The sequence below is a fragment of the Lactobacillus johnsonii ATCC 33200 genome (assembly GCF_000159355.1).
GTDB lineage: Bacteria > Bacillota > Bacilli > Lactobacillales > Lactobacillaceae > Lactobacillus > Lactobacillus johnsonii.
In genome coordinates this window covers 536,382-552,775 of record NZ_GG670120.1, presented here as the reverse complement: position 1 = coordinate 552,775, position 16,394 = coordinate 536,382, and the positions used below count along the sequence as shown (strand labels likewise).

The following is a 16,394-nucleotide window of genomic DNA, read 5'->3' as shown; positions in this document are numbered from 1 at the left end:
AATTACTATTAATTATAACAAGAAAAAAGACTGATATTAAAATCAGTCTCTTTCTTAACTACTTAAAGTCAATATTGATAATATCGTTATCCTCTAATTCTTTTTCAAGACTTACTTTCAAAGCGTTTAAATATTTATCAATATCTGCTTCATTTTCAATTTTCCAGCTATCTTCTAGAACCACATCATAAATCTTCTTAAAGATGGTTTTCTTAATTTTTACAGTTGGCTTAGGTTGAGGTGAAGGTGAAACTTTAACCGTTTCTTCTTGCTTGTTATCTGGATTAGTGGCTTCTTCTACAACATTCCTTGCAGCAACTTCTTGTTCCTCTTGAGCCTTCTCAGCTAACTTTTGGCTTACTTCTGAAATTTTATTTCTTAATCTATCATTAGCAGACTCAATAGCATTATCTAAACTAATTAAGTTCAAGAATGCATTTTCATCGCTACTTTCATTATATTGATCTGCACGATCACTTATTGATTTAAGAGTGTTATTAACTTCAGCAAAAAGTTCATCGCTTTCTTTTTTAGGAAATTCTGCATCAGTTACTAAACTCTTAAGTCGATCATAGCTTTCATTAACCTTGCCTATGATTTTCTCATGGACTTTATCCATGTCATCACTATATAAAGAAACGAATTCAGAATTCAAATTTTTCAATTTAGGAATAGAAATATTGAATTGATCCATATCTAAATACTTCTCAAGTTCATTAGCTATTTCCTTTAAATTTTCATCTTCAATAAATCCTTTAGCATGATTAAAACGTGCTAAATAGCTATTAGATTTTCTCCAAATTTTTTCTTGGTCACTAATATTACCAATATCACCATAAAATTGTAGAATAGCTTTATCTTCAACCTCATCACGCCAATCCTCTAAATCATCTAAGTGTTTAGAAATAATTGAAAAGATTTGATCGCTATCAGGAACCATAGATATCTGTTTTAAGCTGTTAATTCCCTCATGTAGAATATCTTTACCAGGATATTTATTATCATGGTTGTAATTTAGTATATCTTCAAGAATTCTAACTTTTTGTTGTGTCTTCTTTTTAATCTCATCAGCTAATTGCTCAGAAGTGGCACCATCTGGAAGAACTAAACTGACTTCTAAAACATCACTTGCAAATTCTTTGGCATCTTTCTTTTCGCGTGCAGAGATTTCTTTAACAGGCTTCATCGTCAATCTTGATAGATTACTCTTACTGATAAAATATCGCTGAATTGATTTTGGATCCTTACGCGCTTCATCTAAAGAGATCTTAGAATTATTGAAATAGATCTTAAGCTTACCGTCAGAAAATGCTTTAGCAACTAGCCAAGCAGTATCATTTGGCTTATAACCATACGGAATTTTACCAAAACGATCAACCACACTAGACAAGGAAATATTATTCATTAAACCAGCTTGTCCATTTATATATTCGATTACCGCATTAATTGCCTGCTCATTATCAGTTAAAAGTACATCATTTTGAGTACCTTTTAATACATTAAGAATATCTTGATCAGATTTAACATCATCAATGTATTGCAGATTTCGGTAATTAGCGTCAATAATTGTCTTTTTAGCTTCAGCTAAACGACTAGCAAAGTTATTGCCCTTAGCTAATACATCGCCATCAACATAAATATCAGCATCAAGCAAATCATCTTCCAACATTTTTTGTGTATTACGCTCGATATCTTTTGCTTGACTGTTTCGATTAGCCGCAATATATCTAATCTTTTCATCAGATCTTGATTCCGGCTTTTGCATATATTCTTTGATTTTTTCTACTTGTCTGTAGTTCTCAATATACCGATCATCATCTTTTAAAACAACAATGATGTTACGGTTATCACCTGACTGCTGCTTATAATCAATTTCACGATAGTTTCCAGATTGCAGTGGGGATACGATCCTAATATTCAAATCATTTTTTAGAGGATTCAATCCTGTTCCATCAATATACATATTAAATTCAAAAATATATTGATTTTTCTTTTTAGGATAAACATACTTAGAATCTATTAAATTAGACGTAAACAAGTAACTACCTATTTCACGAACAATTTTTTGATCATCTATATCAATCGCATTAATTGCTTCATTAACTTCTTGTTCTGAATCAGTTAGGAACTCATATGTATCAAGATTCTTTTGAATAAGATTCTGCCTAATTAAAACACTCAAAGCATCTTTAACCTTGGCAGTCAATTCTTGACGATCTTGATTAATGTCGTCCAAAAGCAGCGTAGTAATATTTTCAAGAGTTGATGGATAATTATCGACATAGCGAACCATAAATAAAACGGCTAAAACTTGAATATTAAAACTATCTCCGCCTTTATTACCGGCTACATATCTATCTGTCATTGCCCGATCAAATACAGCTTGATGATCATGATTAAGGAATTCTTTCATCCCTATAAAGAAAGCAGAAAACGGAACAAGTTTACCTAGATCATCATCTTCGTATCTTCTAGTAGCCTCTTGGAAAGTAGCTAGCATTGAACGCTCACCATCCGACATATGACTACCACTAGCACCATGTTTACGGACAGCTGATAACACATCTTTTAGCAAACTAAACTGATATGGTATAAATGGATAATTATCAACAAAAGATTGCGAATCCTCATATTTTTCCCTTTTTATAGCATCACTGAAATTAATCTTATTGTTAATGCTATATTCATTTTGAGTAAATAGATCGTCTAATTCTTCCTTAGCTAATGGCTTTTTATCCAATAAACGCTTCCGGATAACTTCATCAGCATTAGCAGAGCTCATTGAGATTAGAGTATTAAATCTACCCTGAATCTTTGAAAAATCACGTTCATGTTTATGGAAATTGCCTGTAACTTCATCCATTTGTTGCTGAGAGGTTACTACAACCCAAGCACGTCCATGGCATTGAATTCCGAGCTGCTCAACAATAGTTTGTAAGTTAAGCATCTTGTTATCATCTTCACCGATAAACTGCCCTACTTCATCAGCCAAAAATACAAAATGATGGTTACCATCCTTTTTATCAAGATAGTCTTTTACCAATTTGGCAAATCCAATAGCATCAATACTGAACTTTTTACTTAGAAATTCATTGATATAATTTTGTGCATCTACTTCATCTAATGCGCCAGAACTAATCAATGCAGGTTTAATACGTGTATTTAACATAATCGCATATCTGCTTCTAGTTTCTTCCCATGAGGAGTGATTTTCTGGATCAAGATCTTGGAAAGCCTTCTTAAATGCATCGTATTTTCCAATACTATCCAGCCAGCGCTCCATATCAGCAACTTCTGCAATTGGAGAATATCCTAACTGTTCATTAAATACTTTAAGAAATACGTTTAAAATAGCACTACTATCATTGGCTGAATTGGAGTCTGCTTTAGAATCAATATTAAATAAGGCAACATCAGTTGATACACTTGTAGCTTTTTCAATAGCATTAGATAAATGGTTATCATCAAATTTTCCATCTTCTAAAAAATAGTCTACTGCTTTACGTCCATCAACTATATCATTTTCTAAAAGATAAGATAAAATTTTTAAGAAGTGTGATTTACCTGAACCAAAGAAACCACTAATCCATGCTCCCATTTTATCTGTAGGTGCATCAATACTTTTATCATAAGCATCAAAAAAGCGAGTAAAATCATTCTTTAATTCATCAGTAATAACATACTCTTCAAGTTCTTGTTTCTTAATTTTTTCACTATCTTGACCAATTTTAATAACTCCGCGAATATCTCGATCAATATCTTTTTTGAAAATATTCTTTATTTTTGTCATACTTATTATCCCTAATCTAATCTAAACGCTCTGTAATAATTTTGATCCTTAACTTCTCCAAACGCTCTTAAGCTCTTTTCATCATAATTACCCGGATAAAATAACACAACTGGATTTTTATCCAAAACCTGATGCATCGTATTTAAAATTTTATGAGCTCTAATAATAGGATATGTTTTGCCTAATCCTACTATAAACACAATACACTTTTCTGGTAATCTATCTTTTATATATTGAACAATTAAATTATTATTCTCACTCATTTCTAGAATGTTATTAATCTGCGCAATTAATACGTCAAAACCTTGATTTTTTTCAATTTCTTCAAGGATTGGGATAGGATCAGTACCTGTATATTTTTTCTGATCCTTTAACAATGTCATCATAACATTATAAATATCAAAAACTTTTAGATTTACTCTAGAAGCAAGAGCACTATCTTTTATCTTAGCTATTTTTTTACGAACTTCTAATTCTTGATTAGCCGGATAGTCAAAAATCCAATACCCCACTTCATTAGACAATCCCTTATTTTTTTGAAACTTGGGATCAATCATCTTTTCTTTTAAATGTTCAAATCTAAGATTAATATCTTCTGTCATTATATTTCTCCTAGAGCAGCCAATTCATAGTCTAATTTTTCTTCTTTCATAATAGTGATTAGTTGTGAATCTATTAATGGAAAAAGTAGCTTATCCTCATTAGATTTAACATTCTCTAACAATCCCCCATCCCTCAAGAAAGTCTTCAAAGCTCCTTTTAAACGTTTAAAAGTATTAAGAGACCATTTTGCGACCTCAGGACTTTCGATTCTTTTCTGGTTAAGAAATGATTCTATTTCATAATCTTGTAAAGTATCTTCGCGCATAATCACTTTAGGTCGATATACATCATAAACAAATTCATTAAGAATTTTACTTGTTAACATCATAGATATTAGTGACACTATCTTTTGATTGGTAGGATTTAAAGATGGAAAAATATCTATAATAGTTTTTGGTAAAGCATCAATTCTGACAGATAAATTTCTTGAACAACGTCTAGCCCGAGATTTGCTAGACATTTTAAATATATTTTCTTTATCGCTAAGATGTTTTATTTCATCAATACTTTTTCCTGATTGATAAAGCTCAATAAATTGTGCAAACTCCGGCAACCAAATTGCATATGAAGCAATTCCACCATTATAAGTACGCGGCATTTTATCCCCTCAAATTTCTAATTATTGCATAATGCTATCTGCATTAACACAATCACGCTTAATACATTATATATGACTATTATCTTTTTTAGCAGTATTTCTTATGATCAACTTTTATCAAATAAAGAAGCATGTCTTCACATCTAAGTGGAAGTCATGCTTTTATTCTCCGATATTATAAAATTCAGCAGCTTTTAGTAGAAATTCTTTCATAAACGGCAAAGAAAATGAAACTTTTCCGTATCCTGCTTCAATAATGACTTGACTGTCAATCAAACGCTGACGATATTGTGAGGCATAATTGGAACTTTTATTCATTTGTTTTCTAATATGACTTATTTAAACAACATCATTATCGCTTTCCGCCATAATCATTAAGAATTTTTGATCAGTTGGAGATAATTCAGAAAGAATTTTTGTATAAACATTCTTATAAAGATCATTTTTAAACAAAGGCAGAATGTCATCTATATCACTTTCAGTTATGTGATCAGTTGCATGCTTTCAAACATAGTATCCCAAATCTTGGAATGCATAAGCATAGCCTTTAGTTAATTTTGTCATTCTCATTTCATATCATACCATCAATAACTTCAGATCAAGTGACCATGCTAATCAAATAATTAAGAAGTGTTTTGTCTACTTTACTCCATTATTATAAGATGAGGGATTAATTCGTGAAAGTGCTGCTTTTATTGATGGTACTAAGATTGAAGATGATGTAAATAAGTACACCTTTGTTTGGAGTAAAGCAGTTGAAAAGTATCATGATAAGTTAAAAAATGACGCAATTAGCTTATATGATGAATTGATCAATAAGGAGTCGTTAAGGCTATAGCCCGAAGAAGAGGTTCAAATTAGTCAAGGATTAGAAATTCTAGCTCAAGAAACAGAAAAAGAAATTAAGAAAATTACCAAAGAGATTGAAGAAGAGCCTAAAGTTATTCCAGGTGGATCTAAAAACAAATTCAAAAGACGCGGATTAAATAAGATTCTAAACAAGATTCAAAAAGATCTTATTCCTAGAGCTAAGAAATATGAAGAAACTGAAAAGATCTTTGATGGTCGGAATAGCTACTACAAAACATATCATGATGCCACATTCATGCATATGAAAGGAGACCACATGTGAAATGGTCAATTAAAACCAGGCTACAATATTCAAGCAGCAACTACTAACCAATATGCTGTAGACTTTGCCCTATTCCCTAATCCAACTGACTTTAGAACCCTTAAACCATTTTTAGAACAGATGAAATCCCATGGTACCTTAGATAAGTTTCATAACATTGTGGCTAATGCTGGGTATGGTAGTGAGTATAACTATTCAATTCTAGAAGAAAATTATTCAGACAAAGACTATCAGATACCATACACGTTATACGAAAAAGAACAAACACGGAAATATAAGAAAGATCCTTCAAAAATTGCCAATTGGTATTACAACGAAGAAGCAGATTACTATGTAGACAAGTCTGTTGTTAGATTTAACTTCAAGTACTATAGTCGCAGAAAAGACAGAACAACTGGCATGACTAGAGACTTTAAGATTTATGAAGCCGAGGAGTTCCAGTTAACAGAAGAGCTAACAGCTCTAGCTAAAACCAAATCTGGTCGTCAAAGACAAATTCATTACAATCCAAATTGGCAATATTTAAAAGAAAAAGCAAAAGAAACTCTTCAAAGCAAAGATGGTAAACGAATCTATGGCTGTAGAAAGACAGATGTGGAACCAATTTTCGGACATATGAAGAGTGTATTTGGCATGCGAAGAACCCATTTAAGAGGCAAAAAGGAAGTCGAAACAGAGATCGGAATTATGTTTATGATGATGAATTTAAGTAAATATGGAGCAAAGAGAAAGGTAAAACCTTTAAACTATTATTCAAAAAAGCTTAGTTTTTCCCAGACACATTTTAATACTATAATTGCTTTTCTAAGATCTTCCGGTTTATTAGCATCCCCATCGATGATAGTTACTTGTTCATTATTTGCTAAATTAGAAAGGCGACTTGCATTTCTAAGAAATAGAGTTAAATATACATTCTTGTCTTCATTTAAAATACGATCTTCAACTAAACGTGCGATTTGTCCGTTTGCACCAATAATTGCAACATCTTTTGTCATAATATTTTTCTTCCTTTCATAATTTTTTACAAGAAAAAGTATATTGCACTAAGCCTAATCTGAAAATTACTACTTATAGGAGCTATTGCAATTAATGCATAGTAAATTAGCTCTTTAAACTTTTAATACTGTTACCGAAAATACTTTCAATGGCTACTGGATCTCGATAATCAAAAAATTGACTTTCCTTCTGGAAAAGGTGCCCATGCTTCAACAGCAATATTTTGGTTTTCGTAAAATTTAACTTCTTCTTTACGTCACCAACTGTTGAATTAAAATTTTCATTTAAATCATCCTATCTTCCACGCCGATCAATTTTCTGAGGTTGAGTTCTTTGACTAGGGCTGACTGATAAAAATAATAAACCTAATAAAATTCCAATTTCGATTATTTGTGACATAATTTTTATCTCCTTGCTATTTTATTTAACTTAATGTTTATTAATTAGGAAGAAAAACGATGTAAAAAAATTGCTATTTTTTTATACTAGTATTCGAATTATTTATGGTAAAAAACTAACTATACAAAAATACTTCTGATATTGGAATTGTATTAATTTCAGCAAAACAAATTTCATCATTTTTCTTACTTGATTTAATTTTTAAATATATTTTATTAAGTTTTACTATCGAAGAAAATTATTAGAATTTTATAGTGCTATGCTACTTATGCATAGTAAAAAGATATCTTTAAAGGCTATAAATTAAATATTTACATATAACAAGTTAATCGTAATCTTTTAGCACAAATGATTAAGGAAAAATCAATCTATAATATATAATAATTACTTTTGTGACAAATTATCTTTTTTATAATCTTTACCATAAATATATTTATGAAGTTTCAAATATTGTTGTTCTAGCTTTTTCTCATTAACATTATCTTTTGCAAAGTAATATCTTTTACCTTCAAGACCTTTCGGCATGTAATTTTGTTTTGCAATTTGAAATGGTTGTGTAAATGGATTATCTATCAACCCACCACCTGTTATTTCTTCTGAATGCTTGTAATGCATATCTCGTAATCCACGTGGCATGGGATGCTTATTGGGATGAATAGTATCTTTATCTAGCTTTGCCCAAATTTCATCAAAAGCACCTGACTTAGGGGACAAACACATTAACATAGTCGCAAACATCAAAGGATATTTTGCCTTTGGCATCCCTATTTTTTCGGCCTGATTAGCTGCCACTACTATTTGCGTTACTTGTTCTGGATTGGCTAAGCCAACATATGTGTATGGAATTTCTCGCAAACGCCGTACCACTGATGGTAGATCTCCGTTTTTAAGTAAGACGGTAAGATAATACAAGGCTGCATCAGTATCGGACCCAGCCATTGAATCTGAATAAGCTGCTAAATAATCATAATGTTTAGTTGCTTTTCTGTCATAAGCAAAATGTTGACCTTTTAGAAACTCCTTAACATTTTTAACTGAAATTTCTTCTCCATTAACTGCCTGAATAGTTTCTAATAAATTTAATGCTACACGCAAATCTCCATCAGCTGAACGAGCAATAATATTAATTGCTTCTTTATCTATTTGTTTTTCATCTAAATGAAATACTTCTTTTAGAGCTCGGACTAAAACCTCACTAATATCCTTATCGTCTAAAGTCTCAAATTCAAAAATCTGACAACGTGAGCGGACAGCAGGAACAATTGACATAATCGGATTTTCAGTAGTTGCCCCAATTAAAAGAATTTTTCCACTCTCTAAATAAGGCAGAAGATAATCCTGCAATGTTGTCGTCATGCGATGAATTTCATCAATCAGTAGAACAAACGATTGATAGGGATAAGTATTAATGATTTGCATCAGCTTTGCTTTATTATCAATCGAAGCATTAAAAGTGGCTAGCGGATAGTCATATTCTCGAGCAATAATTTGCGCTAGACTTGTTTTTCCTGTTCCAGGCGGTCCCCATAAGAGGAGAGAAATTGGAACATGATTCTTGATAATTTGATAAAGGGGCTTTCCTTCAGAAATTAGCTTAGTTTGACCTACAAATTGTGATAAATTTTTTGGCCGGATTAAATCTGCTAGTGGCTTTTTGATAGGCATAAAATCGACCTTCTTATTTATAGTAAAGTGTTAAGTTTTATCTATTATTATCACAATTATTAGTTCAAAACAAATACACAAGTTTTAAACAAGATTTTGCTATTCACTTTTTTCTTTTTAATCACTAATATAAACTATACATTATAGAGCTTAGGCTGGAGGAATGGAGGAATGGAACTTAGAGTACTGCGTTACTTTTTAGCTGTCTGTCAAGAAAAAAATATTAGTAACGCTGCTGAGAGTCTCCATATTGCCCAACCTTCTCTATCAAAACAGATCAAAGATTTGGAAGAAGAACTTGGCGTTACTTTATTTACCCGTGGTCACCGACAAATTTCTTTAACAGAAGAGGGCTACTTTTTACGCGATCGTGCTCAAGAAATGATTGATATGGAAGAACAAACTACCCAAGCTTTAACCAGTTCTAAACTAATTACTGGTAACTTAAATATCGGTACAGGACAATCATTTGAAATTAAATCTATTACTAAAATTATTGATCAAATTATTCAAATTACACAGCAAGTACACTTTAGCTTTTATGATGGTAATGCTGATGATATTGAGGCTAAAGTAAACGATGGTTCGCTTGATTTTGGAATTATTATGGGTTATCGCCCAATAGAAGATTTTGAAAGTTTAATTCTGCCAGAGAGAAACCAATTCTATGCCATCTTTAGTGAAAAACTACCGTTAGCCCAAAAAGATTAGGTTACTCCGACTGATTTAATTGAATATCCTATTATCACTTCTGGGCAAAGTTTAGTTAACGACAAATTTAGAAACTGGTGGGGTAATTTATATGATAAAGTTCATACGGTTGCAAACAGTAATTTAGCTTATACTGCGTCTCTTTTAGCTGGTGAAGGTCATAGCGTTCAAATTTCTTACAATAATTTATATGATAAGAAACTAGAGGGTTTAACTGCTCGCCCTCTTTCTCCAAAAGTTACTGATCCTAATATCGTTATTTGGAAGAAGAATCGAAAGCTATCTAATTTAGGAAACTTATTTTTAGAAAAATTACGAGACTCGCTCAATAATTAAGTGAGTAATAAAAAAGAGTAATTGTCTATCTCATACCATCTATGAGACTACAATTACTCTTTTATGTTTTTATATTATGTTTTTCAGCTTAATAATCCTCATCTTCTCGCATTTCTGCTGGCCAACCATCAATTGGCTTGCGCTCATCTAAAGCACGAAGCTGCTTAAGATCCTCTTTATCTAACTCAAAATCAAAGATATCAATATTAGCTTTAATATGGGCTGGATTAGTAGAGCGAGGAATAGTTACAATGTTATTTTGGACTAGATACCGTAAAATCACTTGGATTGGTGATTTATCATATTTTTCACCAATTTTTTGTAACACTGGATTAGTCATCAGATTTTGTTGACCGTTACCTAAGGGACTATAGCTTTCATGAATAATATTTTCTTTTTTCAAAAATTCGTGCATTTTCCATTGTTGTAATAAAAGATGTGTTTCAATCTGATCAACCATGGGCCGAATTTCTGCATGATTAATTAATTCTAAAGTTTGCCGACTATTAAAATTACTGATACCAATAGCTCGCGTTTTACCAGCTTTATATGCTTCTTCTAGAGCACGCCAAGTATCTAAATCGTGGCCCATTGGCCAATGAATTAAGACTAAATCAAGATAATCTAAACCACTTTTGTTTAGAGATTCATCTAGTCCCTGTTTAGTCGCTTCATATCCATCAGTCATGGTCTTTGTGGTAATGAAAACTTCATCTCGATTAAGGTTACTTGCGCGGACTGCTTCCCCTACCTGCTGTTCATTTTGATAATATTGTGCAGTATCAATTAAACGGTAGCCATCTTTAAAAGCAGACAAAACGGCTTTTTTTGTTTGGTCTGGGCTAATCTCGTAAGTTCCAAAGCCAAAAATTGGAATTTTAACACCATTATTTAACGTTAAATGTTTCATAATTACCTGTTATACTTCTATTTAATTCATTATTTTACTTCCATATGATAATCATATCCTAAAAGCATAAAGAAAACCCTTATTTTAATTTATACAAAAAATAGCGACTTAAAAGCCGCTATTTTTACCTACTACTTTTTAAATTGATTATGCACGTATTCTGCATAAAGAGGTGTTGATTTTACTAGTTCATCATGAGTACCTGAACCGGAAACAGTTCCATGATCAATGAAATAAATTTTATCTGCATCAACAATTGTACTTAGCCGGTGTGCGATTACTAAAGTCATTCTGTTTTTCATCAAACTTGCTAAAGCTTTTTGTACCATAGCTTCAGATTCTGAATCAAGACTTGCAGTAGCCTCATCAAGCATTAAGATTTTAGGATCACGTAAAAAGGCTCTGGCAATTGCAATTCTCTGTCTTTGTCCACCCGATAGCTTCACGCCTCGTTCACCAATCTGTGTTTCTAAGCCATCTTCTGCCTCTTTTACAAATTTATCTGCATATGCCATCTTTAAAACATGCCATAATTCATCGTCACCAACTTTTCTTCCTAATCCATAAACTAGATTTTCGCGAATAGTTCCGGGCATTACTGATGAATTCTGACCTACAAGTCCAATTTGTTTACGCCAATCAGTTAAATCAATCTCTTCTATATTTTGACCACCAATAGTTATCTCTCCAGAGGTTGGTTTATAGAAACGTTCTATTAGTGAAAAAATTGTTGATTTTCCGCCACCTGATGGACCAGCAAAGGCGACAACAGTGTTAGGCTTAGCCGACACATTGATATCATGTAGAATTTGCTTTCCTTTTTCATATGAGAAACTTACATTCTGCAGCTTCAATTCTTTTCCAGCAATATCAACTTTTTGATTATCGGCAGATACTTCAATTGGTTCATTAAGCATTTCGCCGATGCGTTCAGTTGAACCTGAAGTCTTAGCTAATTCATTGAAAAATTGACTAATTATGATTACTGGACCCATCAATTGAAATAGATACATTAAGAAGGAAATAAGTGCACCCATAGTAAGTGTACCTTGCATAACACGAATAGCACCGTAAGTTAAAATACCAATTACTAAAATCATCATTAACATATTAGAAATTGGCTGCATCAAGGAGTTAATCCATGATTCCTTTACCCCAATTGCATAAAGTTTAGCAATTCTTTTTGTTCCAGTAGCAAGCTCTTTCTTCTCTGAATTACTTGATTTTACCAAACGGATTTCACTTAAAACATTAGTTGAATCACTAGAAAATTTTGCCAGTTCATCTTGACGTGCTCGGCCAATTTTCCCTGACAATTTCATAAATGGTAATAGGACGAATATCACCAAAGGGACGGCAAGAACCATGATTAAGGACATCTGCCAATCCATCATAAACATGATAATGACAGCACCAAAGAATTGTAATAAAGAAGTAATGGCATTCGGTAAGGTATTAGCAAGTAAATTCTTGACTTGTGAAGTGTCATTAACTAGTCTTGATGAAATTTCACCCGTCGAAGTATTATCAAAATAACTAACTGGCATCTTAAGTAAGCGAGCCCAGAGACTATCACGAAGTTTTGAAACGACATGCTCTCCAAACACTCCCAAAATATAACCAGATAAGGCACTAATAATTACTCCACCAAAAAATACTATTCCAGTAATAATTACCAGGTTTATATTTAAATGCTTAAAGTTATTAATAATTCTTTGTGCAAATTGAGGAACAATTAAGTTTGCTCCCGTGGCAATTAAGCCAGCCAGAATACCAACAATTAATTGCCAATATTTGGGATGCACTCGATTTATTAATTTAAAAAAATCTTGAAAACTAAAACTATGTTTTCCCTTTTCAATCTGCGGTCTTCCTCTATCCATTAATAAATCCCTCCACAACAGTTAGGTACCTAATAATAATTAACGTTTAGTATTAAAACATGTAGATACCTAACTGTCAATTCCCTAATCATTTCGAACTTGTCGATTTAGTTCCTTGAGTAGTGGTATTAATTGATCTAACAGCTTTTCGTCTACTCGACTAGAAAGTTTTTTTAATATCAAGTTAAAGCTTTTTTTCATCTCAATAACTTGTTTTTCTCCTAACTGGGTAATATAAATCCGTTTAATTCGAGCAGACTTTTCATCTTGCTTGCGTTGAATATATCCATCACGTTCAAGATTTTTCAACATATTAGTTACACTGGCATTACGTAAATGAAAATTATCAGCTAGTTCCCTTTGGATCATACCGGGATGCTCTTGAATATACATTAAAGTTCGTCCTTGCTGAGGAGTAAGTTGACTAAATTTTACTTCTTCCCCATAAAATCTTTTAGAAAAGTTGAAGTATAAACGGAATAAATCCATCATTTCTTGATATTTTTCTACTTTATCTGTCATCTTTTAACCCCTTTGTTAATAGTTAGAATGTATACTGTTAGATACCTAATTATAAAATATGCCACAATAAAACAAAAGGAAGTATGTAGTAAAACATACTTCCTTTAAAAATAGATTTAATATTAAAACAATTAGATTAAATATTTCTCTGATTTTAGATACCATTTCTTTACTAACATCGTTAAAGCAATGTATAAAATCAATAAAATAAATACAATTCCTAAAAAATATACTGGAATTGGACCAAATTTCACTGCTTTTGCGACAGGAATAATAAATGGTAACATAGTCCCAATTGCAGCCATACCAATCGTTGCCCATGTAACAATTGCTGTAGCATGCTGTTTAATAAATGGGAGGCCTGGATCTCTAAGTGCATGAATAACCATTTCTTGGGTCCAAAACGATTCAATAAACCAGCCAGTACAAAAGACAGCTGAAAAAAGTAATTTTTGTGAAGCAGTTGCTCCTGCATAGCTACTTCCGATAATTTGTGGACAAACTATAAAGAACAGTAATGCAAAAGTTATGATGTCAAAAATCGAAGATGTAGGACCAAAATAGAACATAAACTTAGGAAGCTTCTTAGTACTCCACTTTCTTGGTTCAGATAAATAATGTTTGTTCATTGTATCGAATGGAATTGATAGACAGCTGGTACCGTACATTAAATCTAAAATGAGAAGTTGAACTGGAAGCATTGGAAGAAAAGGAAGAAATGAGGATGCTACTAAAATTGATAAAATATTACCAAAATTAGATGAAAGCGTAATTTTAATATATTTCATCGTATTTCCAAAGACTTGCCGACCAATTTGAACACCTTTCTCTAAAATCATTAGGTCTTTGTGCAACAAAATTATATCAGCAGATTTTTTAGCAATGTCCACAGCTGTATCAACGGAAATAGCGACATCAGCTGCTTTCATAGCAGGTGCATCATTAATTCCGTCTCCCATATAAGCTACCGTATGGTTATTTTCTCTTAATAATTGAATAATTTGCGCCTTTTGTTGAGGTGATAGTTTTACAAAAACATCACACTCTTCAACCATTTTCTTCAATTCAGCTGAACTTTTATTTTCTAGATCCTTTCCCTGATATACGGAAGTAATATCTAACCCAACTTGTTTGCCAACATTTCTAGTGACAGCTTCATTATCTCCAGTTAAGATTTTTACAGTAATTCCATCCCTCTTTAAAGCAGTTAATGCAGCTTTAGCACTATCCTTTGGTGGATCTAAAAATGCTAAAAATCCAGTTAAAATTAGTTCTTTCTCATCATCAACACTGAATTCACCAACAGGAGCAGGATTTTTCTTATAGGCTAACAATACCACCCGTAACCCATCTTGGTTCATTTGATTGATTTTATTTAAAATTTCCTGTCTTTGCTCTTGATTAAGCATGGTAATTTCACCATTAATTTCCACCCGGTTAGAACAAGCAAGCATTTCTTCAGCAGCTCCTTTTGTTACTAATAAGTGTTCATGCTTCTTATTCATTACCACGACACTCATTCGTCTTCTTTTAAAGTCAAAGGGAATCTCATCAATTTTTTGATAATTTTGATTAATGTCATTTGTATCTAATTCACCTTTAGCTGCATCAATGATCGCCTTATCAATTAAGTCTTTCATCCCTGTTTGATAGTAACTGTTCAAATATGATAGTTCTAAGACTTTTGATTTTTCTTCTAAATTCAAATCATAGTGACGCTCTAAAACTACTTTGTCTTGTGTTAAAGTTCCAGTTTTATCTGTGCAAAGAATATCGGCGGACCCAAAGTTTTGAATTGAATTCATTCTTTTAACAATGGTTTCGTGCTTTGCCATTTCAACTGATCCCTTAACTAGATTACTTGTAACAATTACAGGAAGCATTTCTGGAGTTAGTCCCACAGCTGTAGCAATAGCAAAAATCAATGCATTAAGCCAATCCCCTTTGGTTAAGCCATTAATTAAAAATACAAGAGGTGCAATTACGGCGGTCATAATCAATAAAATTTTTGAAACATTTTTGATTCCAATATCAAAAGTTGTTTCTTTATTTTTATTCTTGCTAAGAGTACGTGCTAAATTACCAAAAACTGTCTCATCACCTGTAGCAAATACAACGCCCATTGCAGAGCCTGAAACAATATTTGTTCCCTCATATAAAATATTCGGATAATCTAGATAGTTATCATTTTCCTTTGGCTTTTCATTTGCTAGTTTTTCAACAGGACTAGATTCACCATTTAATGAACTAGCTGAACAAAAGAGATCCTTACTTTTTAATAAATATAGATCTGCTGGTACCAGATCCCCAGCAGTTAGATTGATAATATCACCAACTACAACATCTTTAGTTGGCAATTCCTGATCTTTTCCATCTCGTTTGATATTCGTGGTTACAGATACCATATTTAATAGTGAATCAACTGCGTCACTGGTTTTAACATTCTGGATAAAACTAGTTATTCCAGAAATTAAAACCATTGTAATCATAATAATGACTGTACTGAGATCCTTTTGATCTGCAGGAACAAAAAGATAGTTAGTCAAAAAAGATAAAAGAGCTAAAAACAGTAATACTCCTGTAAATGGAGTCATGAAAGCATCAAATAAAAAATGCAATTTTGGATGACACTCTTTATTTGATACTTCATTTAACCCATCGCGCTCTAAACGCTTTTTTGCTTGCGCAGGGTTTAACCCATTAATTGACGTATCTAATTGCTTTAATACTTCACTCTTTTCTTTTCCAGCAATTTGCTTAGCTAAAGTCGCATCAGTTACTACACGATCCTTAGGGTTGAATTTTAACATAGTAATCTCTCCCTCTAAAAAATCGGCAAACAAACAAAA

The 16,394-nt window shown here is 32.2% G+C and carries 11 protein-coding genes and 1 pseudogene; 2 read left to right on the top strand and 10 right to left on the bottom strand.

The window, feature by feature from the left end; translation table 11 throughout:
* Positions 1 to 58: 58 nt before the first annotated feature.
* The 4 genes from brxC to HMPREF0528_RS09240 form a co-directional block, all read right to left on the bottom strand.
* On the bottom strand, positions 59 to 3,790 hold the full coding sequence (gene brxC / locus HMPREF0528_RS02685) for a BREX system P-loop protein BrxC (RefSeq protein ID WP_004894779.1): 3,732 nt from the start codon (positions 3,788 to 3,790) through the stop codon (positions 59 to 61).
* Positions 3,791 to 3,801: 11 nt separating this feature from the next.
* Positions 3,802 to 4,392: a DUF1788 domain-containing protein gene (locus tag HMPREF0528_RS02680; RefSeq protein ID WP_004894777.1), complete on the bottom strand. Its 591-nt coding sequence runs from the start codon at positions 4,390 to 4,392 to the stop codon at positions 3,802 to 3,804.
* Entirely contained in the window at positions 4,392 to 4,991 is a 600-nt protein-coding gene (locus HMPREF0528_RS02675; RefSeq protein WP_004894775.1) for a DUF1819 family protein, read from the bottom strand. The genes HMPREF0528_RS02680 and HMPREF0528_RS02675 overlap by 1 nt, the downstream gene beginning before the upstream one ends.
* 162 nt (positions 4,992 to 5,153) lie before the next feature.
* Positions 5,154 to 5,321 (bottom strand): DUF8462 domain-containing protein, encoded by a 168-nt coding sequence (locus HMPREF0528_RS09240; protein WP_500861272.1) that lies wholly within the window; start codon positions 5,319 to 5,321, stop codon positions 5,154 to 5,156.
* A 238-nt stretch (positions 5,322 to 5,559) separates the two neighbouring features.
* Here HMPREF0528_RS09240 and HMPREF0528_RS02670 point away from each other — a divergent pair.
* Positions 5,560 to 6,874: pseudogene (locus HMPREF0528_RS02670) on the top strand (transposase); the annotation flags it as partial.
* Here HMPREF0528_RS02670 and HMPREF0528_RS08995 read toward each other — a convergent pair.
* On the bottom strand, positions 6,873 to 7,118 hold the full coding sequence (locus tag HMPREF0528_RS08995; protein ID WP_080545352.1) for an NAD(P)H-binding protein: 246 nt from the start codon (positions 7,116 to 7,118) through the stop codon (positions 6,873 to 6,875). The pseudogene HMPREF0528_RS02670 and the gene HMPREF0528_RS08995 sit on opposite strands and share 2 nt — an antisense overlap.
* A 784-nt stretch (positions 7,119 to 7,902) precedes the next feature.
* Positions 7,903 to 9,183 (bottom strand): replication-associated recombination protein A, encoded by a 1,281-nt coding sequence (locus tag HMPREF0528_RS02665; protein ID WP_004894768.1) that lies wholly within the window; start codon positions 9,181 to 9,183, stop codon positions 7,903 to 7,905.
* Between the two features lie 171 nt (positions 9,184 to 9,354).
* Between HMPREF0528_RS02665 and HMPREF0528_RS09670 the strand changes: the two genes are divergently transcribed.
* On the top strand, positions 9,355 to 9,894 hold the full coding sequence (locus tag HMPREF0528_RS09670) for a LysR family transcriptional regulator (protein ID WP_004894764.1): 540 nt from the start codon (positions 9,355 to 9,357) through the stop codon (positions 9,892 to 9,894).
* A 424-nt stretch (positions 9,895 to 10,318) separates the two neighbouring features.
* On the opposite strand, the gene HMPREF0528_RS02655 is transcribed toward HMPREF0528_RS09670, so the two are convergent.
* The 4 genes from HMPREF0528_RS02655 to mgtA all read right to left on the bottom strand — a co-directional run bounded on the left by HMPREF0528_RS02655 (position 10,319) and on the right by mgtA (position 16,355).
* Entirely contained in the window at positions 10,319 to 11,140 is an 822-nt protein-coding gene (locus HMPREF0528_RS02655) for an aldo/keto reductase (RefSeq protein ID WP_004894763.1), read from the bottom strand.
* A 131-nt stretch (positions 11,141 to 11,271) separates the two neighbouring features.
* Positions 11,272 to 13,023: an ABC transporter ATP-binding protein gene (locus tag HMPREF0528_RS02650; RefSeq protein WP_004894762.1), complete on the bottom strand. Its 1,752-nt coding sequence runs from the start codon at positions 13,021 to 13,023 to the stop codon at positions 11,272 to 11,274.
* A gap of 84 nt (positions 13,024 to 13,107) precedes the next feature.
* A complete protein-coding gene (locus HMPREF0528_RS02645; RefSeq protein WP_004894760.1) occupies positions 13,108 to 13,545 on the bottom strand; it encodes a MarR family winged helix-turn-helix transcriptional regulator in 438 nt (145 codons plus the stop codon).
* A 131-nt stretch (positions 13,546 to 13,676) separates the two neighbouring features.
* The gene (gene mgtA / locus HMPREF0528_RS02640; protein WP_034525094.1) at positions 13,677 to 16,355 is read right to left on the bottom strand and encodes a magnesium-translocating P-type ATPase; all 2,679 of its coding nucleotides are present in this window, start codon (positions 16,353 to 16,355) and stop codon (positions 13,677 to 13,679) included.
* Between the last annotated feature and the right edge of the window lie 39 nt (positions 16,356 to 16,394).